The organism is Allokutzneria albata (genome assembly GCF_900103775.1).
Taxonomy (GTDB): domain Bacteria; phylum Actinomycetota; class Actinomycetes; order Mycobacteriales; family Pseudonocardiaceae; genus Allokutzneria; species Allokutzneria albata.
The window spans coordinates 432,550-456,495 of sequence record NZ_LT629701.1; the positions used below are offsets into that span (position 1 = coordinate 432,550).

25 protein-coding genes are annotated in these 23,946 nt (G+C 69.5%); 10 read left to right on the plus strand and 15 right to left on the minus strand.

The window, feature by feature from the left end:
- Positions 1 to 22: 22 nt before the first annotated feature.
- Genes BLT28_RS02035 through BLT28_RS02050 form a run of 4 tightly spaced genes read left to right on the plus strand, consistent with a single transcriptional unit; the run spans position 23 to position 3,595 of the window.
- Positions 23 to 691: a succinate dehydrogenase cytochrome b subunit gene (locus BLT28_RS02035; RefSeq protein WP_322788478.1), complete on the plus strand. Its 669-nt coding sequence runs from the start codon at positions 23 to 25 to the stop codon at positions 689 to 691.
- On the plus strand, positions 688 to 2,619 hold the full coding sequence (locus BLT28_RS02040) for a fumarate reductase/succinate dehydrogenase flavoprotein subunit (RefSeq protein ID WP_030429146.1): 1,932 nt from the start codon (positions 688 to 690) through the stop codon (positions 2,617 to 2,619). Before BLT28_RS02035 ends, BLT28_RS02040 begins: the two co-directional genes overlap by 4 nt.
- The gene (locus BLT28_RS02045) at positions 2,616 to 3,362 is read left to right on the plus strand and encodes a succinate dehydrogenase/fumarate reductase iron-sulfur subunit (RefSeq protein ID WP_030429145.1); all 747 of its coding nucleotides are present in this window, start codon (positions 2,616 to 2,618) and stop codon (positions 3,360 to 3,362) included. Before BLT28_RS02040 ends, BLT28_RS02045 begins: the two co-directional genes overlap by 4 nt.
- A gap of 8 nt (positions 3,363 to 3,370) precedes the next feature.
- A complete protein-coding gene (locus tag BLT28_RS02050; protein ID WP_030429144.1) occupies positions 3,371 to 3,595 on the plus strand; it encodes an RNA-binding S4 domain-containing protein in 225 nt (74 codons plus the stop codon).
- On the opposite strand, the gene BLT28_RS02055 is transcribed toward BLT28_RS02050, so the two are convergent.
- From BLT28_RS02055 to BLT28_RS02075, 5 genes are all read right to left on the minus strand, one after another.
- The gene (locus BLT28_RS02055; protein ID WP_081900231.1) at positions 3,592 to 4,122 is read right to left on the minus strand and encodes a DUF3558 family protein; all 531 of its coding nucleotides are present in this window, start codon (positions 4,120 to 4,122) and stop codon (positions 3,592 to 3,594) included. The genes BLT28_RS02050 and BLT28_RS02055 overlap by 4 nt on opposite strands.
- A gap of 39 nt (positions 4,123 to 4,161) precedes the next feature.
- Positions 4,162 to 4,812, minus strand: coding sequence for a biliverdin-producing heme oxygenase (locus tag BLT28_RS02060; RefSeq protein WP_030429142.1), 651 nt, complete (start codon positions 4,810 to 4,812; stop codon positions 4,162 to 4,164).
- Between the two features lie 111 nt (positions 4,813 to 4,923).
- Positions 4,924 to 5,529, minus strand: a complete 606-nt coding sequence (locus BLT28_RS02065; protein WP_052407210.1) for a TetR/AcrR family transcriptional regulator — start codon at positions 5,527 to 5,529, stop codon at positions 4,924 to 4,926.
- A gap of 33 nt (positions 5,530 to 5,562) precedes the next feature.
- Positions 5,563 to 6,009 (minus strand): cupin domain-containing protein, encoded by a 447-nt coding sequence (locus BLT28_RS02070; protein ID WP_030429140.1) that lies wholly within the window; start codon positions 6,007 to 6,009, stop codon positions 5,563 to 5,565.
- A gap of 7 nt (positions 6,010 to 6,016) precedes the next feature.
- Positions 6,017 to 6,748 carry an SDR family NAD(P)-dependent oxidoreductase gene (locus BLT28_RS02075; protein ID WP_197683949.1) on the minus strand — a complete coding sequence of 244 codons (732 nt, stop codon included), beginning with the start codon at positions 6,746 to 6,748 and terminating at the stop codon, positions 6,017 to 6,019.
- A gap of 296 nt (positions 6,749 to 7,044) precedes the next feature.
- On the opposite strand from BLT28_RS02075, the gene BLT28_RS02080 reads away from it, so the two are divergent.
- Positions 7,045 to 8,271: an HNH endonuclease signature motif containing protein gene (locus BLT28_RS02080; protein ID WP_052407209.1), complete on the plus strand. Its 1,227-nt coding sequence runs from the start codon at positions 7,045 to 7,047 to the stop codon at positions 8,269 to 8,271.
- An 11-nt stretch (positions 8,272 to 8,282) separates the two neighbouring features.
- Positions 8,283 to 8,579, plus strand: coding sequence for a hypothetical protein (locus BLT28_RS02085; protein ID WP_156050832.1), 297 nt, complete (start codon positions 8,283 to 8,285; stop codon positions 8,577 to 8,579).
- A gap of 44 nt (positions 8,580 to 8,623) precedes the next feature.
- Here BLT28_RS02085 and BLT28_RS02090 read toward each other — a convergent pair whose 3' ends face one another.
- From BLT28_RS02090 to eat, 6 genes are read right to left on the minus strand one after another with little or no spacing between them, the layout of a single operon-like run.
- A complete protein-coding gene (locus tag BLT28_RS02090; RefSeq protein ID WP_030429136.1) occupies positions 8,624 to 9,388 on the minus strand; it encodes a 3-oxoacyl-ACP reductase in 765 nt (254 codons plus the stop codon).
- Between the two features lie 5 nt (positions 9,389 to 9,393).
- On the minus strand, positions 9,394 to 10,746 hold the full coding sequence (locus tag BLT28_RS02095; protein ID WP_030429135.1) for an aldehyde dehydrogenase family protein: 1,353 nt from the start codon (positions 10,744 to 10,746) through the stop codon (positions 9,394 to 9,396).
- Positions 10,743 to 11,462 carry a gamma-glutamyl-gamma-aminobutyrate hydrolase family protein gene (locus BLT28_RS02100; RefSeq protein WP_030429134.1) on the minus strand — a complete coding sequence of 240 codons (720 nt, stop codon included), beginning with the start codon at positions 11,460 to 11,462 and terminating at the stop codon, positions 10,743 to 10,745. The genes BLT28_RS02095 and BLT28_RS02100 overlap by 4 nt, the downstream gene beginning before the upstream one ends.
- Positions 11,443 to 12,801 carry a glutamine synthetase family protein gene (locus BLT28_RS02105; RefSeq protein WP_269459627.1) on the minus strand — a complete coding sequence of 453 codons (1,359 nt, stop codon included), beginning with the start codon at positions 12,799 to 12,801 and terminating at the stop codon, positions 11,443 to 11,445. The genes BLT28_RS02100 and BLT28_RS02105 overlap by 20 nt, the downstream gene beginning before the upstream one ends.
- A gap of 35 nt (positions 12,802 to 12,836) precedes the next feature.
- Positions 12,837 to 13,556: a FadR/GntR family transcriptional regulator gene (locus BLT28_RS02110; protein WP_030429132.1), complete on the minus strand. Its 720-nt coding sequence runs from the start codon at positions 13,554 to 13,556 to the stop codon at positions 12,837 to 12,839.
- The gene (eat, locus tag BLT28_RS02115; protein ID WP_030429131.1) at positions 13,553 to 14,983 is read right to left on the minus strand and encodes an ethanolamine permease; all 1,431 of its coding nucleotides are present in this window, start codon (positions 14,981 to 14,983) and stop codon (positions 13,553 to 13,555) included. Before eat ends, BLT28_RS02110 begins: the two co-directional genes overlap by 4 nt.
- 574 nt (positions 14,984 to 15,557) lie before the next feature.
- On the opposite strand from eat, the gene BLT28_RS02120 reads away from it, so the two are divergent.
- The gene (locus BLT28_RS02120; protein WP_081900230.1) at positions 15,558 to 16,634 is read left to right on the plus strand and encodes a right-handed parallel beta-helix repeat-containing protein; all 1,077 of its coding nucleotides are present in this window, start codon (positions 15,558 to 15,560) and stop codon (positions 16,632 to 16,634) included.
- On the opposite strand, the gene BLT28_RS02125 is transcribed toward BLT28_RS02120, so the two are convergent.
- Together BLT28_RS02125 and BLT28_RS39640 are read right to left on the minus strand one after the other, a co-directional pair.
- The gene (locus tag BLT28_RS02125; RefSeq protein ID WP_081900229.1) at positions 16,631 to 18,403 is read right to left on the minus strand and encodes a family 20 glycosylhydrolase; all 1,773 of its coding nucleotides are present in this window, start codon (positions 18,401 to 18,403) and stop codon (positions 16,631 to 16,633) included. The two genes, BLT28_RS02120 and BLT28_RS02125, sit on opposite strands and share 4 nt — an antisense overlap.
- Before the next feature lie 160 nt (positions 18,404 to 18,563).
- A complete protein-coding gene (locus tag BLT28_RS39640; RefSeq protein WP_052407207.1) occupies positions 18,564 to 19,412 on the minus strand; it encodes a hypothetical protein in 849 nt (282 codons plus the stop codon).
- Between the two features lie 169 nt (positions 19,413 to 19,581).
- Here BLT28_RS39640 and BLT28_RS02135 point away from each other — a divergent pair, with 169 nt between their 5' ends.
- Complete coding sequence (locus BLT28_RS02135; protein ID WP_197683951.1) at positions 19,582 to 21,255, plus strand: chitinase; 1,674 nt, start codon at positions 19,582 to 19,584, stop codon at positions 21,253 to 21,255.
- 161 nt (positions 21,256 to 21,416) lie between these two features.
- Positions 21,417 to 21,851 carry an uL11 family ribosomal protein gene (locus tag BLT28_RS02140; RefSeq protein ID WP_030429126.1) on the plus strand — a complete coding sequence of 145 codons (435 nt, stop codon included), beginning with the start codon at positions 21,417 to 21,419 and terminating at the stop codon, positions 21,849 to 21,851.
- Positions 21,852 to 21,902: 51 nt separating this feature from the next.
- Here BLT28_RS02140 and BLT28_RS02145 read toward each other — a convergent pair whose 3' ends face one another.
- Together BLT28_RS02145 and BLT28_RS02150 are read right to left on the minus strand one after the other, a co-directional pair.
- Positions 21,903 to 22,856, minus strand: a complete 954-nt coding sequence (locus tag BLT28_RS02145; protein WP_052407206.1) for an LLM class F420-dependent oxidoreductase — start codon at positions 22,854 to 22,856, stop codon at positions 21,903 to 21,905.
- Positions 22,853 to 23,413, minus strand: a complete 561-nt coding sequence (locus BLT28_RS02150; protein WP_030429124.1) for a GNAT family N-acetyltransferase — start codon at positions 23,411 to 23,413, stop codon at positions 22,853 to 22,855. The genes BLT28_RS02145 and BLT28_RS02150 overlap by 4 nt, the downstream gene beginning before the upstream one ends.
- Positions 23,414 to 23,481: 68 nt before the next feature.
- Here BLT28_RS02150 and BLT28_RS02155 point away from each other — a divergent pair, with 68 nt between their 5' ends.
- The gene (locus tag BLT28_RS02155; protein WP_030429123.1) at positions 23,482 to 23,934 is read left to right on the plus strand and encodes a nucleoside deaminase; all 453 of its coding nucleotides are present in this window, start codon (positions 23,482 to 23,484) and stop codon (positions 23,932 to 23,934) included.
- Positions 23,935 to 23,946 lie beyond the last annotated feature (12 nt).

A 23,946-nucleotide genomic window follows, 5' to 3' on the forward strand; every position in this document is an offset into this window, starting at 1 on the left:
CCTCCGCTCCTAGCGTCGAGGCGTGTCCCGAACCACCACCCTCTGGCGATCCAGCGTCGGGAAGAAGGCCGTGATGGCCGTCTCCGGCGTGGCGCTGCTGCTGTTCGTCGTCGCCCACATGGTTGGCAACCTGAAGGTCTTCCTTGGCCCTGAGTCGATGGACGGCTATGGCCGCTGGCTGCGCTCCATAGGTTCCGCGTTGCTGGGCAACGAGGGCGTGCTGTGGGTGCTGCGCATCGGGCTGGTCGTGATGATCGTGCTGCACATGACCGCCGCCATCCAGCTCGCCCGCCGCGCCCGCGCCGCCCGCCCGGAGGGCTACCGCGCCCGCAGGCCGGTCCAGGGCAGCTACGCGGCGCGCACCATGCGCTGGGGTGGCGTGATCATCGTGCTGTTCGTGGTCTACCACCTGCTGGACCTGACGGTCGGCGTGCTCAACCCGCACGGGGTGCACGGTGAGATCTACCGCAACGTCACGGCCGACTTCCAGCTCTGGTACGTGACTTTGGCCTACACCGTCGCGGTTCTGGCTCTGGGACTGCACATCCGGCACGGCATCTGGAGTGCGTTGCAGACCCTCGGCGTGTCCAGCGCGCGAGTCGTCCGAACGGCCGCGCTCGGCGTCGCCGTCGTCATCTGCGTCGGATACCTGTCGGTTCCGTTCGCCGTTTTCTTCGGGTTGGTGAGATGAACGTGTACTACACCGAAGGTGCGCCCATCCGTGACGAGAAGGCTCCGGACGGACCGATCGAGACGCGTTGGGACAGGAGGAGATTCGGCGCGAAGCTGGTCAACCCCGCCAACAAGCGCAAGCTCACGGTCATCGTGGTCGGCACGGGGCTCGCCGGGGGCTCGGCCGCGGCGACGCTCGGCGAGCTGGGCTACAACGTCAAGTCCTTCTGCTACCAGGACAGCCCGCGGCGCGCGCACAGCATCGCGGCGCAGGGCGGGATCAACGCGGCGAAGAACTACCGCAACGACGGTGACAGCGTCTACCGGTTGTTCTACGACACCGTGAAGGGCGGCGACTTCCGCGCCCGTGAGTCCAATGTGTACAGACTCGCGCAGATCAGCGTGGAGATCATCGACCAGTGCGTTGCGCAGGGCGTCCCGTTCGCCCGTGAGTACGGCGGCCTGCTGGACACGCGCTCCTTCGGCGGAGCACAGGTTTCGCGCACGTTCTACGCACGGGGTCAGACCGGCCAGCAGCTGCTGCTCGGCGCCTACCAGGCGCTGGCGCGTCAGATCGCCGCGGGGCGGGTGGAGATGCACCCGCGCACGGAGATGCTGGACCTGATCGTCGTCGACGGACGCGCGCGGGGCATCGTCGTGCGGGACCTGGTCACCGGTGAGGTCTCGACGCACTTCGCCGACGCGGTGGTCCTCGCGACCGGCGGCTACGGCAACGCCTTCTACCTGTCGACGAACGCCAAGGGCTGCAACACGACCGCGATCTGGCGGGCGCACCGGCGCGGGGCGCTCATGGCGAACCCGTGCTACACGCAGATCCATCCGACGTGCATCCCGGTCAGCGGCGAGCACCAGTCGAAGCTGACCCTGATGAGCGAGTCGTTGCGCAACGACGGCCGCGTCTGGGTACCGAAGCGGGGCGGGGATTCCCGTGCCGCCAACGACATCCCCGAGGACGAGCGCGACTACTACCTGGAGCGGATCTACCCGAGCTTCGGCAACCTGGTCCCGCGGGACATCGCCTCCCGCGCCGCCAAGCACGTGTGCGACGAGGGCCGGGGCGTCGGACCGGGCGGGCTCGGCGTGTACCTCGACTTCGCCGACGCGATCAGGCGGCTCGGCCGCCCGGCCGTGGAAGCCAAGTACGGCAACCTCTTCGAGATGTACCAGCGCATCACCGGCGAGGACCCGTACGAGGTGCCGATGCGGATCTACCCCGCCGTGCACTACACGATGGGCGGGCTGTGGGTGGACTACGACCTGCGCAGCACCATCCCCGGGCTGTTCGTGATCGGCGAGGCGAACTTCTCCGACCACGGCGCGAACCGGCTCGGCGCGAGCGCGCTGATGCAGGGCCTGGCCGACGGCTACTTCGTGCTGCCCAACACGATCGGCGACTACCTGGCGGACGGTCCTTTCGAGGCCGTCGACGACTCGCACCCGGAGGTCGCCGCCGCCGTCTCCGAGGTGGTGGACCGGATCACCGCCCTGCTGCTGGTCAACGGCGACCGCACGGTCGACTCCTTCCACCGGGAGCTGGGCCACATCATGTGGGAGCACTGCGGGATGGAGCGCACCGAGGAAGGGCTGCGCAAGGCGCTCAAGCTGATCCCCGCGCTGCGCGAGGAGTTCTGGCGCCGCGTCAAGGTCCCCGGCAGCGGGGAGGGGCTGAACCAGTCGCTGGAGAAGGCGGGCCGCGTCGCGGACTTCTTCGAGCTGGCCGAGCTGATGTGCGTGGACGCGTTGCACCGCACGGAGTCCTGCGGCGGGCACTTCCGGGCCGAGAGCCAGACCCCGGACGGCGAGGCCCGGCGCGACGACGCGAGCTTCGCCTACGTGGCCGCGTGGGAGTACGCCTCGCCTCCGGTGCTGCACCGCGAACAGCTGATCTTCGACCACGTCGAGCCCACCCAACGGAGCTACAAGTGAGACTGACACTGCGGATCTGGCGACAGTCCACAGAGGACGACGGCCGGCTGGTGGACTACCGGCTCGACGACGTCTCCGAGGACATGTCCTTCCTGGAGATGCTCGACGTCCTCAACGAGGAGCTGATCCTCGCCGGGGAGGAGCCGGTGGCCTTCGACCACGACTGCCGCGAGGGCATCTGCGGCATGTGCGGCATCATGATCAACGGCGTCGCGCACGGGCCGGAACGGGCCACCACCGCCTGCCAGCTGCACATGCGGCACTTCGCCGACGGCGCCACGATCACCGTCGAACCCTGGCGCGCCAAGCCCTTCCCGGTGGTCAAGGACTTGGTGGTGGACCGATCGGCCTTCGACCGGATCATCGAGGCGGGCGGCTACATCAGCGCCCCGACCGGCAGCGCCCCGGACGCGCACGCCGTCGCCGTGCCCAAGCCGGACGCGGACACCGCCTTCGAGTCCGCGGCCTGCATCGGCTGCGGGGCCTGCGTCGCGGCCTGCCCCAACGGCTCCGGCATGCTGTTCACCGCCGCGAAGATCACCCACCTGAGCGTGCTGCCGCAGGGGCAGCCGGAACGCGATTCCCGGGTGCTGGACATGGTCCAGGCGCACGACGACCTCGGCTTCGGCGGCTGCACCAACACCGGCGAGTGCACCGCGGTGTGCCCGAAGGGCATTCCGCTGGAGTCGATCGGGCGGCTCAACCGGGACCTGCTGCGCGCCTCGCTGCGTCCCCGGCGTTAGATGGGGCCATGAGCATCCGTGAGGTGGAGATCTCCGACGAGTCCATCCGGCTCGGCCAGTTCCTGAAGCTGGCCGGGCTCGCCGAGGACGGGGTGCACGCGCGGGCGCTGATCGAGGACGGCGAGGTCACCGTCAACGGCCGCGAGGAGACCCGCCGCGGCAAGCAGCTCGTCCACGGCGACGTGATCGCCGTCCTCGGCGAGAAGGCCCGGCTGGTCTCGCGGGCGCTCTAGCCGGTCGGGGCGTTGCCGATGGCGACCTCCGCGGCCCTGCGGCCGAGCGCGCACGCGCCGTCCGGCTTGTTGCTGGCCAGCGTCTGGAAGACCAGGTAGTAGTCGTCGGAGACGGCGACGGACACGCGGCACGACTTGCCCTGGATGTCCAGGGTGCTGGCCGGGTAGCCCTTGATCGGCGCCTTCTCGCCCTGTGACTGCGCGAGGGAGACGGCCCTGTCGCTCTCGTGCACTTGGAGGTCGAGCGAGGTGCCCTCGCTGTCGGCCCAGAAACAGGTGGTCGGCGTCTGCGGGCGACCCTCGCGGGGGAAGCCGGACTGGTCCGACTTCGCCGACACCAGGCCCAGCTCACCTGCCTGCTGGGCGGTGACCAACGAGCACGGCTTGACGGTGCCGACCGCCAGCGGCTTCACCTCGAAGTCGGCGATCGAGGTCTTCTTGGCGGGATCCTTCGCCGCCGTCCCCCCGCATCCCGTGAGCAGCGTCAACGCCACCAGCGACACCCACAACCGTCCCCGCATCGGCATGTTCCTCTCGTCGGCGATGTGCGACGGTGAGGCTATCGCCTAGCAGAAGCGGGCGCCGAGCTCCTCGAAGATCGCCGTGTTCAGCTCGAAGGCCAGCCGGGACTCGGCGGCGATGCGCTGCTGCTCGGCGGCGTCCCACGGCGCGTCGTCCAACAACCGCCGGTAGCGCGCCTTGAACACCGGCGCCTTGGGGATGCCGGGGAAGCGGTAGAAGCTCAGCCCGGTTTCCTCGGTCAGGCCCAGGTGCCGGTTGAGCAGGGTGCGCAGGATCTGCCCGCCGGAGAGATCACCCAGGTACCGGGTGTAGTGGTGGGCGACGAACCCGCCCGCCCAGTCGAAGCACACCTCGTGGATGCGCGCGCAGTAGCGCAGCGTCGCCTCGCCCGGGGTGATCCGCTCGCGCCAGTCCGGGCCGATCAGCGCGGCCAGGTCCCTGGCCAGCGCCGGCAGCCGGGTCAGCTCGTCGTGCACGAACGCCCCCGCGACCGGGTCGGCGCGCATGACCTCGGCGGCCTGCTCCAGCGCGTCGTAGAAGAAGTAGTGCTGGGCGAGCATGGCCGTGTAGCCCTCGACCGGCAGCCTGCCCTCCGCGAGTGCGCCGATCACCGCGGTCCGCTCGGCCCGCCGGTGCGCCTCGTCGGTGGCTTCCTTGAGCAGCTCGGCGAAGCCCGTCGCCTCCGTGATCGCCATCGCGCCTCCTCAGTGTTCTGACAGTATGTCATATCAATCTGACGAGGCGTCAGGAAAACGCCCTTGTTAGGCCAACCTAACCTGGGCGTGGAGGGGTGGCAAGACCCCGGATCAGCGCTTGCGCGGGAGCTTGCGCGCCGACCCGTCGGCGTTCAGCCGCGCGCCCACCGCGCGCAGGACGAACAGCGTGGTCAGCTCGGCGTCCCCGGTGCCGCCGGACAGGCAGGCGTTGATCAGCGGGATCAGGCCGTCGACATCGGCCTGGGGCAGGTAGCCCTGGTCGATCCCGGCGCGCAGGATGCCGCGCAGCTCCTGCTCCAGGTCGCGCACGTGCTCGACGACCTGGCCGTAGGCGGACTGCGGCAGCAGCGAGCGCAGCGCGGGGCCCGGCGGGATGTGGTGCGCGGCGACCTCGCGCAGCTGGAAGCGCACGTAGGTGGCCAGGCGCCGCACCGGGTTGTCCACTTCGGACAGCGCGGCGCGCAGGCGCACCACGTAGCGCTCGGTCTCCGCCGCCGCGTAGGCGACGAGCAGCGCCTCCTTGTCCGGGAAGTGGTTGTACATCGCGGTGCGCCCCACCCCGGCGGCCGAGGCGATGTCGGCGAGGGTGATCCGGTCGAACCCGCGCTCGTACATCAGCCCGGCGAACGCGTCGAAGATCCGCTGCCGGGTCTGCTCCCGGTGCGCGGCGAGGGATCCCCCGATGATCTTCGGCACCGTTCGAGGATACCCCGCGGACCCGGCTCCGCCTCAGAAGCGGCACAGGCCGGTGATCTCCTCGGCGTGCTCGGGATAGTCCGCGGCCAGCTCGTCGGCGCGGCCGAAGTCCACCGAGTCGTCGGAGTACGGCGGCGACATGAACGTGCCCAGCAGGCTCCACTCGCCGGTGCTGCGGCTGCCCTGCCAGACCCCCGGCGGCACCACGACCTGCGGGCGCTGCCCCGCCGCCAGGTCCGGCCCCAGCACCGGCCGCTCCACCCGCCCGTCCGGGTGCAGCAGCACCATCTGCGCGGGCGCCCCGGCGTGGTAGCTGAAGATCTCCAGGTGCTTGAGCCGGTGCATCCCGGAGAAGTCCTGCGCGGTCATCAGGTAGTAGATGCCCGAGCAGTCCTCGCTGAGCCAGGTCTGCGCCCAGAACCCGCCCTCCACCGGCAGCGGCTGGAGCCCGAGCGCGTCGACGATCTCGTGGTACGTCACGTTGTCCCTACCAGGTCGGGTGTGTGGACACTCCACCGTCCACGACGAGATTCTGCCCCGTGATCCACTCGGCCAGCGGGGAGGCCAGGAACACGCACGCGTTGCCCACGTCCTCCGGAGTGCCCAGCCGGTGCAACGGCGCCGCGGCCCGCCACCGCGCCACCCCCTCCGGCCACTGCTCCTCGATGCCCGGGCGGCCGATGAGCCCCGGGGAGACCGCGTTGCAGCGAACGCCGAAGCGGCCGTACTCCAAGGCGGCGGCCTTGGTGTGCATGAGGACCGCGGCCTTGGTGGTGGCGTAGGCCGCGTGCCCCTCGGCGGGATGTGTGCCTTCGATCGAGGCGATCGTGATGACCGAGCCGCGAGCGTTGGGGATCATCGTGCGCACGACGGCTTGGGTGAGCGCGAAGACCGCGTTGAGGTTGGTGTCGACGATCTCGCGCCAGTCTTCGGCGGTGGTGTCCTTGAGCGGGCGGACCGTCTGGACCGCGGCGTTGTTGACGAGGACGTCGACGGGGGCGATTTCGTGGATCATGCGCTGGAGCTGTAGGGGGTCGGTGAGGTCGGCTTTGGTTGTGGTGCCCCGGATTTCCTCGGCGAGCGCTTTCGCGGGGGCGGCGCTGTGGTGGTGGTGGGCGATCACCTCGGCTCCGGCGGCGGCGAACCTCCTGGCGATGCCGGAGCCGATGTTCCCGCCTGCGCCGGTGATGAGCACGCGTTGTCCGTTGAGGTTGATCACGGGGGTCATTATGGGGGGCGGGGTACGGCTGGGCTTCCAGCGTGGGGTCGGCTTGACCTGGGGCCCCTTGCGCGTGCCGGGAAAGGCCGGGCGGGCACGGGAGGGATCCCGGCCCCGCGTGGCAAGCGTATGGCACGCGCACCCCAGGTAAAGCCTCGGATCCGTTTGCGGCCTACGTTTGTCCACAATGGACTTAGACATGTAAACTGTTGCCGCTACTGGGAATTCACCCTCTCGTGATTCGATGTCGATCTTTCACTCTGAGACAATGGAAGCAGAGTCGAAAGGGGGTGAAAGTGTTGAATCCCAAGGCATTGATCCACTTGATCAAACACCATCTCGCGCAGGCTGATGACTACAAGTTGACCGGTGATGTGTTGCTGGAGCGGATGAAGGATTGGGAGACCCTCGCGGCGTTGGTTCTCGCCGCCGCCACCGATACCGCGACCGAGGCGGAATCCCAAGGGCTGCACACCGCGCACAGCTGTAAGAACGTGGCGGTGCTGTTGCGGTCGAAGGTGAAACTCGAACCTGCCGAAGCGCAGCGGCGTGCCCGCTTGGTGCATGAGCTCCCCGCGCTGCCTGCGACGCGGAAGCGGATGTACGCCGGGGAGATCAGCGGCCGCCATGCGCTGGTGATCTCTGACGCGGTCAAGCGTGTCCCTGCTGAACGCAAGGATGAAGCCGAGCAGTACCTGGCGCGGGTGGCGCCGACGATGCACCCGCGTGACCTGATGGTGGCAGGGAAGTATCTGCGCAGTGTCCTCGACCCGGACGGCACCTTCCGGGACGAGCAAGAGGCGGTGGCTCGGCGGGAGTTGCGGATGGCCAGTGATCAGGACGGGTCCCTGCACCTCAAGGGGGTCTTCCCGTTGATCGCCGGCCAGAAGATCAAGACTGTGCTGGATGCACTGGCGAAACCGCGCACGGTGGATGGGGAGAAGGATCCCCGGACGGCGGGGCAGCGGTATGCGGATGCGTTCGAGGAGGTCATCGACCTGGCCATGGCCACGCGGGATCTCCCCGAGACCGGGGGACGGCGGCCGACCGTGGTGGTGACGATGGACTTCGAGAAACTCCGCGCCATGCTCGGCAGCGGCACCACCGCCACCGGAGACCCCGCTTCGGCGGGGTTGGTGCGGCAGATGTGCTGTGACGCGGGGATCATCCCGACCGTCCTGGGTGGGGACAGTGAACCTCTCGACCTCGGTCGGGAACGACGAACGGCCTCGGTGGCCCAGCGCAAAGCACTCGCCGTGCGGGACAAGGGGTGTGCGTTCCCGGGATGTGATCGGCCACCGGCGTGGACGGAAGCTCATCACGTATGGCACTGGATAGACGGCGGACCCACCGACCTCGACAACCTGGTTCTGCTCTGCGTGTATCACCATCACGTGATGCACGAGCAGGAGTGGACGATCGTCTTCGAGCACGGGATACCCAGCTTCATACCGCCCCGGTGGATCGACGTGGAGCAGAAACCCCTGCGCAACATCAGAGTTGACTACCCACTGACGCTCTAACGTGAGGCAACGTGACAGATGTGTGGATGGTGCGCGCCGGGGACACGGTCCTCGCGGAGCTGCACGACATCACCGTGGACATGCCGTGGTTCACGGCGCGTCTGCGGCCCCGGAACGGATTCGAAGCGGTGCGCGGGCTCTTCGCGGACGAAGTCCGCCTGCTCAACGCGGAGCCGTTCGACGAAGAAGCGTGGGAAGCGGCGTACGAGCGCGTCGCCGAAGCCGTGGTGCTGGTGCGGCCGGTCGGCGAGACCGTCGAGGACTTCCTGCTGCACATCGACGGGGAAGAAGCGCGGTTCAGGATCTAGGCCGAAAGGACGGTGCCGCTGCACGCGACACCGTCCCTGCGCACCTACAGAGGGGTGACGTAAGCGCCGGAGATACCGCCGTCGACGAGGAACTGCGACGCGGTGATGAACGAGGCGTCGTCGCTGGCGAGGAAGGCGACAGCGGCGGCGATCTCGGAGGCTTCGGCGAAGCGGCCCAGGGGGACGTGGACCAGGCGGCGGGCGGCGCGCTCGGGGTCCTTGGCGAACAGCTCGCGCAGCAGCGGGGTGTTCACGGGGCCGGGGCACAGGGCGTTGACGCGGATGCCTTCGCGGGCGAACTGCACGCCGAGCTCGCGGCTCATGGCCAGGACGCCGCCCTTGGACGCGGTGTAGGAGATCTGCGAGGTGGCAGCGCCCATCACGGCGACGAACGAGGCGGTGTTGATGATGGAGCCCTTGCCCGCCTCCTGCATGTACGGCAGCACGTACTTGCAGCACAGATAGACAGAGGTGAGGTTGATCTGCTGGACCCGCTGCCACGCCTCGATGCCGGTGGTGAGGATCGAGTCGTCCTCGGGCGGCGAGATGCCCGCGTTGTTGAACGCGATGTCGATCCGGCCGTGCATGCCGTGCACGGCCGCGTAGAGGCGCCGCACATCCTCCTCGTTGGACACGTCGGCACGGTGGAAGTCGCCACCGACCTCCTTGGCGGCGGCCTTGCCCGCGGCCTCGTCGAGGTCGACGATCACGACCCTCGCGCCCTCCTCGGCGAAGCGGCGCGCGGTGGCGAGACCGATGCCGCTGGCCCCGCCGGTGATCACGGCGACCCTGTCCTGGAGACGTTGCATGACCCTCATTCCTCCGTTGCCACAAAGACGTTCTTGACCTCGGTGAAGCCGTCCAGCGCGTCGGGGCCGAGCTCCCGGCCGAGACCGGACTGCTTGAAACCGCCGAACGGCGTCCAGAACCGCACCGAGGAGTGCGAGTTCACCGAGAGGTTGCCCGCCTCGACCGCGCGCGAGACGCGCAGCGCCCGCCCGACGTCGCGGGTCCAGATGGAGCCGGACAGGCCGTACTCGGTGTCGTTGGCCAGCCGGACCGCGTCCGCCTCGTCCTCGAACGGGAGCACGGACACCACCGGACCGAAGACCTCCTCCCGCCACGCGCGGTCCTGCGCATCGGTGGGCAGGAGAACCGTTGGCGGATACCAGAACCCCGGACCGGACGGGCACGTGCCGCGGAACGCGACGCGGTCGTCGTCCACATAGGAAGCGACGCGGTCGCGCTGGGTCGCGGAGATGAGCGGACCCATCTCGCTGTCCTCAGTGGACGGATCTTGGACGCGGACGCCCTTGACCGCCGGTTCGAGCAGTTCCAGGAACTTGTCGTAGGCACTGCGCTGCACCAGGATGCGCGAGCGCGCGCAGCAGTCCTGCCCCGCGTTGTCGAACACCCCGTACGGCGCGGTAGCGGCGGCCTTCTCCAGGTCGGAGTCGGCGAAGACGATGTTGGCGCTCTTCCCGCCCAGCTCCAGGGTCACCCGCTTCACCTGGTCCGCGCAGCCCGCCATGATCTGCTTGCCGACCGCCGTCGAACCGGTGAACACCACCTTGCGCACTGCCGGATGCGTGACGAAGCGTTGCCCGACAACCGATCCACGGCCAGGAAGCACCTGGAAGACGTCTTCGGGGATACCGGCGGAGCGGGCCAGCTCGGCGAGCCGGAGCGCGGTCAGCGGGGTCAGCTCGGCGGGCTTGAGCACGATCGTGTTGCCCGCCGCGAGCGCCGGGGCGAAACCCCACGAGGCGATCGGCATGGGGAAGTTCCACGGCACGATGATCCCGACGACGCCGAGCGGTTCGCGGAAGGTGACGTCGAGCCCGCCCGCGACCGGGATCTGCTTGCCGAACAAGCGTTCCGGCGCACCGGAGAAGTAGCGGAGCACATCGCGGACGTTGCCCGCCTCCCACCGCGCGTTGCCCAGCGTGTGCCCGGAGTTGGTGACCTCCAGCCGCGCCAGGTGCTCCAGGTCGGCGTCCACGGCGTCGGCGAAGCGGGCCAGCAGTCGGGCGCGGTCGCCTGGCGCCACGGCGCGCCACGCCGGACCGGCCTTGACCGCGCGCTCGATCGCCGCGTCGGTCTCGGCCTCGCCCAGCAGCTCGACCTCGGTCACCACCTGCTCCGTGGCGGGATCAACGACCTTCATGACGGCCTCCTGGCAGCCTCGGTGAACGCGGCGAACAGCCGCACGTCGTCAAGGGTTTCCTCGGGGTGCCACTGCACGCCCACCACGAACTCGCGGTCCGGCAGCACGACGGCCTCGATCGTGCCGTCCTCGGCCCAGCCGCTGGCGACGAGCCCGGAACCGAGCGCGTCCAGCGACTGGTGGTGGTAACAGCGCACCTTCACTCGCGGGCCGAGCAGGCTGCCCGGCATCTGCTGCTCGTCCAGCCGCACCGGCACGGGCCCGAACACGCCGGGGGAGATGCGGTGGGTGTCGTTGCCGACCACGTCCGGCAGGTGCTGGTGCAGCGTTCCGCCGCACGCGACGTTGAGCAGTTGGGCACCCCGGCACACCGCGAGCACCGGCATGTCCACCGACAGTGCGGCTTCCAAGAGCCGGTGTTCCCAACGGTCCCGGTCGGGCCGGACACCGATTGTCTTCGGATGTGCTTCGGCGCCGTAGCTTTCCGGTGTCAGGTCCGCGCCCCCGGCGAGCAGCAGCCCGTCCAGTCGCCGCAGCACTGCCGCCACGTCGACATCCATCGGCGGCAACAGCACCGGAATCGCGCCGGCCTTGGTCACGGCGGTGAGGTAGTTCTCCGGCAGCAGCGCGGCGCGGCGGCTCCAGTCGCCCCAGCTCGTCTCCTCCAGGTACGTGCTGATGCCGATGATCGGTGCCTCAGAGGCGTTCGAAACCACGCACCCGCTCCCAGTCCGTGACCGCCGCGTCGAAGGCCGCCTGCTCCACCCGAGCGGCGTTGACGTAGTGCTCCACGACGTCGTCGCCGAACGCGGCGCGGGCGATCTCGCTGGTGCGGAACAGCTCCGCGGCGTCGCGCAGCGTCGTCGGCACGCGCCCGGCGTCGCTGGCGTAGGCGTTGCCGGTCAGCTCCTCCGCCAGCGGGAGCTTGTTGTCGATCCCGTGCAGACCCGCCGCGATCAACCCCGCCACGGCGAGGTAGGGGTTCACGTCGCCGCCGGGAACGCGATTCTCGATGCGCAGCCCGGCTCCCTTGCCGACGAGCCGCAGCGCGCACGTGCGGTTGTCGCGGCCCCACGCCACGGCGGTCGGTGCGAAGCTGCCCGGGACGAAACGCTTGTAGGAGTTGATGTTCGGCGCGAACAGCAGGGTCAGCTCGCGCAAAGCGGCGAGCTGGCCCGCGAGGAAGTGCTCGGCCATTGCGGACATCCCGTGTGGACGGTCACCGGCGAAGACCAGTTCGCCGTCCGTTCCGCGCAGGCTGATGTGGATGTGGCAGGAGTTGCCCTCGCGCTGGTCGTACTTGGCCATGAACGTCAGGCTCATGCCCTGCTGCGCGGCGATCTCCTTGGCACCGTTCTTGTAGATGCCGTGGTTGTCGCACGTGGTGAGCGCGTCCGCGTAGCGGAAGACGATCTCGTGCTGGCCGAGGTTGCACTCGCCCTTGGCCGACTCCACCTTCATGCCCGCGCCCGCCATCCCGGTGCGGATGGCCCGCAGCAGCGGTTCCACCCGCGCGGTGCCCAGCAGCGAGTAGTCCACGTTGTACTGGTTGGCCGGGACCAGCTTGTCGTAGCCCTTGTCCCACGCCTGCTCGTAGCTGTCGCGGAAGACGATGAACTCCAGCTCGGTGCCGACCATCGCGGTCAGCCCGCGCTCGGCCAGCCGTTCCAGCTGGGCGCGCAGGATCTGCCTCGGCGACGCCGCGACCGGATCGCCGTTCTCCCAGACGACGTCGGCGATCACCAGCGCGGTGCCCGGCTGCCACGGGGTGCGGCGCAGCGTGCCGAGGTCGGGGTCGAGCACGAAGTCGCCGTAGCCGGTCTCCCACGACGACATCGCGTATCCATCCACAGTGGACATCTCGACGTCGACGGCGAGCAGGTAGTTGCACGCCTCGGCGTGGTGCGGCAGCACGTCGTCGAGGAAGTGCCGTGCGTCGAGGCGCTTGCCCTGCAACCTGCCCTGCATGTCGGTCATCGCCAGGACGACGGTGTCGATCTCGCCGCGGTCGACCAGGTCCCGCAGCTGGCTGACGGACAACGGGGGGTGCGACACGGACAGCCTCCAATGGTCTGAAAATGGACCTTATTTCAGGACAGGAAGCCGCGCAAGAGCGCGGCGGTGCCCTCCAGGTGTTCGGCCATCGCGGTGGCCGCCCGCTCGGCGTTGCCGGACAGGATGGCCTGCACGATGCCCCGGTGCTGGGTGTGCGAGTGCTCGATGTTGTGCTGCAGCAAGGGAATGGCGTCCAGCAGCTCGTTGACGCGCATCCGGTTGTCGGCCACCGCCGCGGCCAGCGAGGGCGATCCGGTGATCTCGGCGACCGCCAGGTGCAGCCGCGAGTCGAGCTGCCGGTGGGTCCCCTCGTCCGAGCCCTCGACCTCGGCCTGGATCGTGACCAGGTGGTCCCGTTCCTGCGCGGTGAGGGTCCGCGCCGCGGCCGCGCGGGCCGCCCCGACCTCCAGGACGCAGCGGTAGGTCAGCACGTCGTCGAGGTCCGTCGACATGCTCGCGACGACCTTGGCCAGCGCGTCCGGGTCGTGCGGGGCAGCGCTCGCCCGGTAGGCGACGAACGTGCCGCCGAAGCGCCCGCGCCGCGATTCCACGTAGCCCGCCTGCTGCAACGCCCGGATCGCCTCGCGCAGCGTCATCCGGCTGACGCCCAGCCGTGTCGCCAGCTCGCGCTCGGGCGGCAGGCGCTCGCCCGTCGGCACGATCCCGAGCTTGATCGCCTGGAGGATGCGCTCGACCGCCTCCTCGAAGGCGTTGCCACTGCGCACCGGCCGGAACACCGTGTGGTCGATGTTCATTCCAGGTCCGCCTCGGCCAGCCGGATCGCCTCGAACTCCTCTTCCGGCGCCTGTGCGACGAGGTGGTGGCGGCTGTAGAACCAGAAGTAGGCGAGCGCGGCGAGGAGGATCCCGGCCGTGACCCCGGCCGCGGCGACGTCCACGAGGAACGTCGCCACCACGGCCGCGCACGCCAGGACGAGCGCGATACCGGTCGTCGCGATGCCGCCGGGGGTGCGGTACGGACGGGGCAGGTTCGGCTCGCGGACGCGCAGCACGATGTGCGAGACCATCAGCAGCACGTAGGAGACGGCAGCGCCGAACACCGCGATGTTGATCAGCTTCGCGCCGTTCTGGGTGATCGCCGCGAGGGCGAAGCCGATCGTCGCCGGGATGATCAACGCCAGGTACGGGGTCTTCCTGCGCCCGGTCAGCGACAGCGCGCGCGGCAGGTATCCCGCGCGGGACAAGGCGAACAGCTGCCGCGAGTAGCCGTAGATGATCGAGAAGAAGCTCGCGACGAGCCCGGCGAGGCCGATGTAGTTGACCACGCTCGCCAGCACCGAGTTGCCGCCGTAGGCCGCGCGCAGCGCGTGCACCAACGGGTTGTCGGAGGTCATCAGCGTCTTGCTGCCCGCGCCGCCGGGCGCGACGACGAGGATCAGCGCCGCGAACACCAACAGCACCAGCATGGCCGCGACGATGCCCCTCGGCATGTCCTTGGCGGGATCGCGCGCCTCCTCCGCGGCGAGTGGAACCCCTTCCACCGCCAGGAAGAACCAGATCCCGTAGACGAAGGCCGCCAGTACTCCGGCGATGCCGAACGGCAGGAACGTGCTGGCGCCGAAGGCATCGGTGGGCGCGATGTCGAAGAGCTTGTCCCATTCGACGGCGGGCAGCATCCCGATGACGAAGATCAGCAGGCCGGCGACGGCCACCCCGGTGATCACGAACATCAGCTTCAGCGCCTCGCCGACGCCGTAGAGGTGCACGCCGACGAAGATCGCGTAGCAGACCAGGTAGACCGGCCACGAGTTGGTGAGCCCGAACAACCCGAGCGACTCCACGTAGCCGCCGATGAACACCACGATCGCGGCCGGGGCGATCGTGTACTCGATCAGGATCGCCGTTCCGGTCGCGAACCCGCCCAGGGGCCCGAGCGCCCGCCGCGCGAAGCCGTACCCCGCGCCCGCGACCGGCATCGCCGAGGCCATCTCCGCGAGGCCGAAGACCATGCAGGTGTACATCAGCGCCATGCACGCGGTCGCCAGCAGCAGGCCGCCCCAGCCGCCCTGCGCCAGTCCGGAGTTCCACCCGGAGAAGTCCCCGGAGATCACGTACGAGACCCCGAGCCCGGCCAGCAGCACCCACCCCGCCCGGCCGGTGCGCAGCTGGCGCTTCTCCAGATAGCCCTGCCCGACGTCGTCGTAGTGCGCGTCCCTGCTCACCGACCGCCTCCAGCCTTCACGCCGCCCGGAACGCAAATAGTCCACAGTTAGACCATTGCCAGCGTGTGTGAGGGAGGTTACAAACCCCTGACAGCCTGTCAAGGCCCGCGGTCGTCCGAACGGCCGATTGCGCCAGGGGTGTGCCCACGAGCTGGTTGCGGACGAGATTGACCAGTGAGCAGTGGTCCGACGGTGCCCATTGCGTTCGGGCTGGAGCACGACGAAGACGGTTACCACCGTTCTCTGTCGAGCATCGTGACGTCCTGCCGCTCGCGGAGGGGATTGGGAAGATCGCTTCCACCCCGTTCTTCTGCTCTCCGGATCATTCCGCTGGCCACATCGACGTGGTGAAGAGCCGGCCTTCCATGACGTCACCGCGTTGACGGCGGGTTCGGTGCCCAAGCGAGCGGATTTCGCGGGCGTTCATGCCTACGTGCGGGACGGGTTCGTCCGCGGGCGATGGGACTTCGAGGTGGCGTGCTTGTCCTTGGAGCACCGATCGATGATGCAGTGATCAACTCCGGCTCCGGCAAAGTTCCTCCGAAAGGGCGGTGAGCGCGCTAGCGTCGCGCGCATGGGATACACGCGGAGGGCGTTTCTGGGGGCGGTCGGGGCCGTGGCGCTCGGAGCGTCGCGGGCGGAGGCGTTGCCGGACTACATCAGCGGCAAGGTGATCCAGGAAGCGTTGAACAGGGCGCGCGATGGCAAGGGGCCGAAGGACGCGGCGGGGCGGTTCATCGCGAAGCCGGGCAAGGGGACCTACCTCCTCACGGAGCCGCTGATCATCCACGGGAACACGCACCTCGACGTGACCGGAATCCGCATCGTGGCGCGGTTCCCGGCGACGGGCGTGAAGAAGACGATGGTGCTCAACGCGGTCTCGGCGAGCACGGGTGGGTACGCGGCGCCGGGGAACATCGCGATCACGGGTGGTTCGTGGGACCCGACGTGGGACTTCTTCCAGCGCGGCGTGGGGGACCAGGCACCGCCGATGAACGTGATCACCTTGATCCACACGAAGAACGTGGTGCTGGACGGCGTGACGATCTACAACACCAAGCACTGGCACGCGATCGAGCTGAACGCGATCCGAGACGCGACGGTGCGCAACTGCGCACTGCTGGGGTGGATCGCGGACCCGAAACAGGGGCTGTGGCACGGAGAAGCGCTGCAGCTCGACCTGCCGACAGGCGCGAACACGTGGGCGGGCAAGGCGGACGGGACGCCGTGCCGGAACATCGTGATGCGCGGCAACACGTGCGACAAGTCGGGGTCGCAGCTCGGGTTCGGGCAGTTCACCGGGTCGCACACGACGCAGGCCGGGATGACGCACAGCGAGGTGCTCGTCGAAGGCAACACGGTGCGCAACGCGCGGTGGGACGGCATCGGCACGCTCAACTGGCAGAACGTGCGGATTCTGAACAACACGGCGGAGAACTGCGAAGGCGGGATCTACGTGAAGTCCGCCGACGCCAACAGGACCGTCGAGATCACCGGCAACAAGGTCTCGGGCACCGGGAAGCGGGCCGGTGTCGGGATCAGGGCGGTGAAGCCGATCAGCGACGTGGTGGTCTCCGGTAACACGGTGACGCCGTGCTCGTTCAGCTACGTCGGCGACATCGCGTACCGGAGCCCACCACAGCGGTGCTAGGCGCAGGCGCCGAGGTCTTCCCAGACGCCCCAGCTGCCGGTGGTGCCGGGCTCGTCGCCGCGGGTCCACCACCTGGCGCGCCACTCGTGGTTGCCGTGGGAGACAAGGGCTCCGCCGGTGTAGACCGAGGTTGCTGCCCAGGCCGGGTTGTCACAGGCACCGGTGACCGGAGTGCGCCACGGGACCTGGGGGGACTTGTAGTAGTTGACGCCCCCTGCGGCCCAGCGCGGGGCCTGGGCGCCGAGGCGCTGCTTGAACGCGTCCCAGTTGTGCGAGGACGCGGGGGACCAGCCGAGCTCGGCAACCGCGGGCAGGCGCGGGAAGGCCATGAACTCGATGTCGGACAACGTCTTCAGCGTCTCCGACCACAGAGGGGCTTCCACGCCGAACACCGCGGACTCGCCGACGCCCTGCGCGTAGGTGGCCGGGTTCCAGTTGTACGCGTCCTGCACCTCGATGTAGCCGGCCCAGTTCAGGCCGAGCGGGGTGTTGGCGTTGTACTTCATGTCCAGGTACGCCTTGTTGGCAGGCGACATGAGCACCTTGTTGCCGCGCGCGGCGGCAGCGGCGACGGCGGGGTTGCTCGCCTTGGTGTCCCAGAACTGGATCACGGTGGAGGTGGGCACGTCCGGCTTGGCCTTGGCGACCTCGTGCCAGCCCATCGCGGTCTTGCCGTGCTTGGCCACGATCGGCATCACCTTGGCCATGAACGTGTTGTAGTCGGCATCGGAGGTCGCGTGCGCCTCGTCACCGCCGAGGTGGAAGTACTTGCCCGGGGTCAGCGCGGCGATCTCGCGCACCACGTCGTCGACGAACTTGTAGGTGATGTCCTTGTTGATGCACAGGGAGCTGTAGCCGACCTCGATGTCGGTGCGCAGCGGCGGCGCGACCCCGTTGCAGTTCAGCTCCGCGTAGGAGGCCAGCGCCGAGTTGGTGTGGCCGGGCATGTCGAACTCGGGGATCACCGTCATCTGCCGGGACGCGGCGTGCGCGATGATCTCCTTGTACTGCTCCTGGGTGTAGTAGCCGCCGGGGCCGCCGCCGACCTGGGTGCTGCCGCCGTAGGTGGCCAGCTTCGGCCAGCTCTTGATCTCGATGCGCCAGCCCTGGTCGTCGGTCAGGTGCAGGTGCAGAGTGTTGATCTTGTAGGCGGCGATCTCGTCGATGTAGCGCTTGACGGTCTCGACGGGGAAGAAGTGCCGGGCCACGTCCAGGTGCGCGCCGCGGTAGCCGAAGCGCGGGTGGTCGAGCACCGAGCCGCCGGGAACCGTCCACGGGCCGGGCTTGACGCTCGCGCTCTCCACCGCCGCGGGCAGCAGCTGGCGCAGCGTCTGCACACCGGCGAACAGACCGGCGGCCTTGGTGCCGCGGATGACCACGCGGTCCGCGCTCGTGTCGAGCTGGTAGCCCTGGTCGCCGACGGCCGGGTCGGCCCCGGTCAGCAGCAGCGAGATGCCGTTGGCGTGCGCCGCGGCCGAGGGCACGACGGGCAGGGGGAAGCCGGTGGGGCGGCGCAGCAGCTCACCGAGGTACGCGCCGACGCCCGCGGCCTCGGGGCCGGGCTGGACGAAGATCTTGGTGGTCGCGGAGATCGTGAACTTCACCGCCGCGTTCGGGGTGGCCTTCACGGGTGCGGGGACGACGTCGGAGTAGGCCGATGCGGGAGCCTGGGCCAGCGCGGCGGGCGCGCTCGCGGCGAACCCGGTGGCGACCAGCAGAGCGGCGGCCAGGCCGCTGCCCAGCCGCGCGCCGATGCGTGGAGATCTCACGGTGATCCTTCCCGGTGGAGTGCACACGCTGCACCAGGGCGGCGGACATACGCGGCGGCGGCGCCCGAGCAGGGACCGTCCCGGGTGTGACGGGACCGGTCCGAACCCATGGATATCCGGCGGTATGTCCGGTGTCAAGGTCTAGACCACCGGGCTCCGGTCAGTACCGGGGCGGCCCCTGCGGCGGCCCGTACCCGGGCGGCGGGCCCTGACCAGGGGGCGGACCGGGGACGGCCTGCGGACCGGTGGGCGGCGGGCCGTACCCCGGCTGCGGCCCGTATCCGGGACCGGGGCCGTAGCCGCCCTGCGCCGGGAAGGGCGCCGAGATCGGGCTCGGGCCCTGCGCAGGCGGTCCGGCCGGACCCCCGCGGCCCGCGATCATCTCCCTGAGCTTGGCGATGCCGTAGAGCAGGTAGCCGACCGCGATCACCGCGACCAGGAAGCTGATGACCGTGGCGGCGAAGCTGCTCTTGGTCGGGTTCAGGAACTTGTAGAGCTTGCGGTAGACCTCGGCCGAGAGGAAGTAGACGAGGTAGGCGAGCGGGAACGCGATCCAGGTCAGCGGGTACCACCACTTGGTCCTGGCCTGGTTGCGCCCGACGAAGATCCAGTCGATCAGCACCACCAGCGGCGTCCAGATGTGCTCGAACGGCTGCTCGTCGAGATCGCCGCCCATGACCCCGAAGAAGGTGCCCATGACCAGCAGCAGGAGCACCGTGGTCGCGCCGCGAAGCCACGGAGAGGAGGGCTCGTGCCTGCGCCCGCCGGTGAACAGCGGGTACAGCAGCAGGAAGGTGTAGAAGATCCCGGTGGCGAGGCTGGCCTGCTGGCTGAGCCCGGCCCAGTTCCTGGTCCAGCCGGTCGCGTCGCTGAACCCGTAGAGGGCGAACACGACGATGAGCAGGCGCCACGCGCTGACCCCCGCGAGCACCCCGGGGCTGACCCGCTGCGGCGGTGGGCCGGACCACGGTGGTTGGTAGGGCCCGGGCTGCTGCCAGGTCATCGCCATCTCGGTGTCCCCCGTTCGTTCGCCCGGTCGGCGCAGCGAATGGTAGTCACCCCGCGGCACGGAGACGTCTCGAATGGACCAACCGGGTTCACATCCTTGACAGCGTGGAATGGTCTAGTCCATTTTCGGGAAACGCCGCCGCCGTCCAGCACTGATCTGGAGGTGGGGCATGTTCCGCGCACTGGCCATGTCGGCGCTCGTCGTCGCGGCCCTGGCGACACCCGCGGCAGCCACTGTGACAATGCTCGATCCCGCAAGCGGATCTTCGGTGAACCTGGTGTCCAATCCCGGGTTCGAAACCGGCACGCTCGCGGGCTGGTCGTGCACCAGCGGCACGGTGACCGGCACGGCGCGCACCGGGGAGCACGCGCTCTCGGCGACCCCGGCCGGGCAGGACCAGGCCCGCTGCACGCAGACGGTCCGCGTCCAGCCGAATTCCACGTACAAGCTCTCCGCGTGGGTCAGGGGCAGCCTCGTCTACCTCGGCGCGGGCGGCGCCGGGATGACCGAGACGAGCACCTGGACGCCGGGCGGTGCGGACTGGACGCAGTTCTCCCTCAGCTTCACCACGGGCGCGAGCACCACGAGCGTCGGCGTGTTCACCCACGGCTGGTACGGCCAACCCGCCTACCAGGTCGACGACGTCGTCCTGGACGGCGCGTCAGGAGGCCGGCCGGAGCTGCCGTCAGTCCCGAGTGGACTGTCGACGACCGGATCGTCCGCCAACACGATTTCCCTTGCCTGGAGCGCGGTCGCGGGTGCGGACGGGTACAGCGTCTACCGCGACGGTGTGAAGGCCGGCGACGCCACGGGCACCAGCTTCACCGACACCGGGCTCAAGCCGTCCACGACGCACACCTACGCCGTGACGGCCTACAACGGAGCGGGGGAGTCCGCGCGGTCGTCCACGATCAGCGCGACCACCGGGCGTGAGTCGGAGCCGAACCCCGCGCTGCCCAAGCACCTGCTGACCGGCTACTGGCAGAACTTCGTCAACGGCGCGGCACCTCTGCGCATCCGCGACGTCAACAACCACTACGACATCATCGCGATCGCCTTCGCCGACGCCGATCCCGCGAAGCCGGGCGCGGTGACGTTCAAAGTCGACTCCGGGCTGTCGTCGGCGCTCGGCGGCTACTCCGACGCGGACATGATCGCCGACATCGCCGCGAAACGGGCGCAGGGCAAGAAGTTCGTCTTCTCGGTCGGCGGGGAGAAGGGCAACGTCGACCTGAGCAGCTCGGCGAACGTGGCCAACTTCGTCTCCTCCATGGAGGCGCTGATCCGGAAGTTCGGCGTGGACGGCCTGGACATCGACCTCGAGCACGGCATGCACGTCGACAACGTCGCCGCGGCATCGCGCCAGCTCCAGCAGCGCATCGGCGCCGGGTTCGTGCTGACCATGGCCCCGCAGACCATCGACACGCAGCCGGGCGGCCGCTACCTCCAGCTGCTGGCGAAGATCAAGGACATCACCACGGTCGTGCACATGCAGTACTACAACTCCGGCTCGATGAACGGCTGCGACGGCAAGGTCTACTCGCAGGGCGGGGTCGACTTCATCACCGCGCAGGCGTGCATCCTGCTGGAGACGCTGCGGGCCGACCAGGTCGCGCTCGGCCTGCCGGCATCGCCCTCCGGGGCGGGCAGCGGCTACGTCGACCCCGGTGTGGTCAACAACGCGCTCAGCTGCCTGGCGAAGGGCACGAACTGCGGCAGCTTCAAACCGTCCCGGACCTATCCTGACCTGCGCGGAGCGATGACCTGGTCGATCAACTGGGACAAGTCCTCCGGCGACCGCTTCTCCGGCACGGTGCGCCCGCACCTGGGGTCGCTGGGGTGAGGCGCGGGGTGGTTCGGAGAGCCCTCTCAGCGGTGTTAGACTGCTCTGAGCTGCTGGCTTGAAGTGCCAGCGACCGGGGTGCTGACCGCCGCTTCCGCTGGCTGGACTAGGCTCCCCCACTGACGTTGACACCAGTAGTAATAGGACAAGGGGTTCGCGGAATGCCGCCCAAGAAGAAGTTGCGCGTGACGTTCGAGGCGACGCTCGAACTGGAGGCCGGCAACGCCGCTATGGTCGACCTCGGCAAGATGCTGGGTCCGACCGGTGTGAACACCCGTGGCGTCAAGCTCGAGTACGACGAGGCCACCGCCGCGCACCGGGGCGAGATCGTCCCGGTCGTGGTCACGGTCTACGAGGACCGCACCCACTCGCTGCGCTACAAGACGCCGCCGACCAGCTTCCTGATCCGTCAGGCGCTGGGCGCGCAGAAGGGCTCCGAGCAGCCCGGTCACAAGTCCGGCGGCACCCTGAGCGCCGACCAGGTGCGTGCGATCGCCGAGCGCAAGATGCCGGACCTGAACGCCACCAGCGTCGACGCCGCCGAGAAGATCGTCGCCGGCTGCGCCCGCTCCATGGGCGTCTCCGTCGCGAGCTGAACACCAGGCTGACGCGGAAGGGCCCCGGCTCCGGCCGGGGCCCTTCTCGTATCAGTAGGCCGCCGCGAGGGCCAGCACGTCCCGCGCGAGGTCCCGGGACGGGTCCAGCGGCAGGAACATGGTCACCGGCGTGGTGATCCCGGCCTCGGCGTAGCGCCGGACGTGCGCCGCGCACTCCTCCGGGCTGCCGTGCACCACCAGCTCGTCGACCACGCGGTCCGGCACCGCCGCGACCGCGGTCTTCCGCTCGCCGGCCGCCCACGCCGTCCACAGTGGACCCAGCGCCTCGCCGCGGCCCAGCCACCGCTGGAACTCCGCGTAGGCGGGCACGGTCAGGTAGCCGGCGATCAACCGCTTCGCCGCCGAGCGCACCAGGTCCGCGTTCTCCGAGACGCACACGAAGATCCGCGCGACGAGCTGCTTGCCCGGGCCCACGATCGGGGCCGCCTTGGCGACGTCCGAGGCGGACAGCCAGTTCAGCACCGCGCCGTCGCCCTCGGCTCCCGCCAGGCCGAGCATGCGCTCCCGCAACGCCCCCACGACGATGGGCAGCGTCGGTGACACCGGGCGCTCCAGCCGGAAACCGCTGACCTGGAAGGTGTCGTAGGACCGGTCGACCCGCTCACCGGCGAGCGCGGGGCGGAGGAAGCGCAGGGTGTCGCGCACGCGGCTGAACGGCCGCTCGTAGGGCACCGCGTTCCACCGTTGCGCGATGGCGGGGGAGGAGGCGCCGATGCCCAGGGTGAACCGGCCGGGAGCGGCCTCGGCCATCGCCGCGGCGCTCATCGCCAGCAGCGCGGGGCCCCTGGTGAACACCGACGCGATGGCCGTGCCGAACCGCGCCTCCGGCAGCACCGCCGTCGCGTACGCCAGCGGTGTGAACGCGTCCAGCGCCGCCGTCTCGCTGCTCCAGAAGTCGGTGTAGCCGCTGTCGTACAAGCGGCGCAGCAGGTCCGCGTGCTCGTGCAGCGGCTGTCCCAAGGGGACGGTTATGCCCAGGCTCACGCTCGTGCTCCCTTCCACTCCCGGTCGAGCACCGCGAGGACGAGCTCGTCGCACCACTCGCCCTTGACGAACTCGTTCTCCAGGAACAGCCCTTCGCGACGCATGCCGAGCCGCTCCAGCAGCCGCGCGGACGCGGTGTTGCGGGCGTCGCAGCGGCCCTCGATGCGGTGCAGGCCCAGCTCCTCGAAGCCCAGGCGCAGCACCTCGCGCGCGGCCTCTCCGGCGAAGCCGTGCCCGTGGTGGTCGGGGTGGAAGACGAAGCCCAGCTCACCGCGCTTGTGGACCTCGCTGTGCCAGAACAGCACCACGTCGCCGATCAGCCGGCCGGTGTCCTTGCGCTCCACCGCGAGCACCAGGGCCTCGCCCTCCTTCTCCAGGTGCCACTGGTCCAGCCGCTTGGCCAGCGACTCCCGCACGTCCTCGCGCGACTGCACGTCGAAGTAGAGGTAGCGGACCACGTCCGGGCGGGAGCGGATGTCGTGGAGGGCGTCGAAGTCGTCCGGGGTGAACGCGCGGAGCAGCAGGCGATCGGTCTCGATCGGCAGGGTTGGGCGCATGCCGCAGACGCTAGTGGCGGTGGCGGAATGGTTCATCCGGATTGCCCGGAGCGGAGCATCATGGCGTTATGGAACACAGCGATGCGGTGCGCATGCTCGACGTCGCCCTTGCCGAGGCCGAGGCGGGGCGCGCGGAAGGCGGGATCCCGATCGGGGCGGCGTTGTTCGGTGCGGACGGGCGGCTGCTCGGCAGGGGGCGCAACCGGCGGGTCCAGGACGACGACGCGTCGATGCACGCGGAGACCTCGGCGTTCCGTGCGGCGGGCCGCCAGCGCGGCTACCGCGGCACGACGATGGTGACCACGCTGTCGCCCTGCTGGTACTGCAGCGGGCTGGTCCGGCAGTTCGGGATCAGCAGGCTGGTCGTCGGCGAGTCGCGCACGTTCACCGGGCAGCACGAGTGGCTGGCCGAGGCCGGGGTCGAGGTGGTGCTGCTCGACGACGCGCGCTGCTACGAGCTGATGAAGGGCTTCATCGCCGCCAACCCGGGACTGTGGAACGAGGACATCGGCGTGGACTGAATAGAGTGGGCC

Coding starts and splice junctions, on each gene's coding strand:
- BLT28_RS02050 (WP_030429144.1), top strand. CDS start 3,371: ATGAGCATCCGTGAGGTGGAGATCTCCGACGAGTCCATCCGGCTCGGC.
- BLT28_RS02110 (WP_030429132.1), bottom strand. CDS start 13,556: ATGAACATCGACCACACGGTGTTCCGGCCGGTGCGCAGTGGCAACGCC.
- BLT28_RS02140 (WP_030429126.1), top strand. CDS start 21,417: ATGCCGCCCAAGAAGAAGTTGCGCGTGACGTTCGAGGCGACGCTCGAA.
- BLT28_RS39640 (WP_052407207.1), bottom strand. CDS start 19,412: ATGGCGATGACCTGGCAGCAGCCCGGGCCCTACCAACCACCGTGGTCC.
- BLT28_RS02055 (WP_081900231.1), bottom strand. CDS start 4,122: ATGCCGATGCGGGGACGGTTGTGGGTGTCGCTGGTGGCGTTGACGCTG.
- BLT28_RS02095 (WP_030429135.1), bottom strand. CDS start 10,746: ATGAAGGTCGTTGATCCCGCCACGGAGCAGGTGGTGACCGAGGTCGAG.
- BLT28_RS02090 (WP_030429136.1), bottom strand. CDS start 9,388: ATGCAACGTCTCCAGGACAGGGTCGCCGTGATCACCGGCGGGGCCAGC.
- BLT28_RS02150 (WP_030429124.1), bottom strand. CDS start 23,413: ATGCGCCCAACCCTGCCGATCGAGACCGATCGCCTGCTGCTCCGCGCG.
- BLT28_RS02120 (WP_081900230.1), top strand. CDS start 15,558: ATGGGATACACGCGGAGGGCGTTTCTGGGGGCGGTCGGGGCCGTGGCG.
- BLT28_RS02060 (WP_030429142.1), bottom strand. CDS start 4,812: ATGGCGATCACGGAGGCGACGGGCTTCGCCGAGCTGCTCAAGGAAGCC.
- BLT28_RS02135 (WP_197683951.1), top strand. CDS start 19,582: ATGTTCCGCGCACTGGCCATGTCGGCGCTCGTCGTCGCGGCCCTGGCG.
- BLT28_RS02040 (WP_030429146.1), top strand. CDS start 688: ATGAACGTGTACTACACCGAAGGTGCGCCCATCCGTGACGAGAAGGCT.
- BLT28_RS02155 (WP_030429123.1), top strand. CDS start 23,482: ATGGAACACAGCGATGCGGTGCGCATGCTCGACGTCGCCCTTGCCGAG.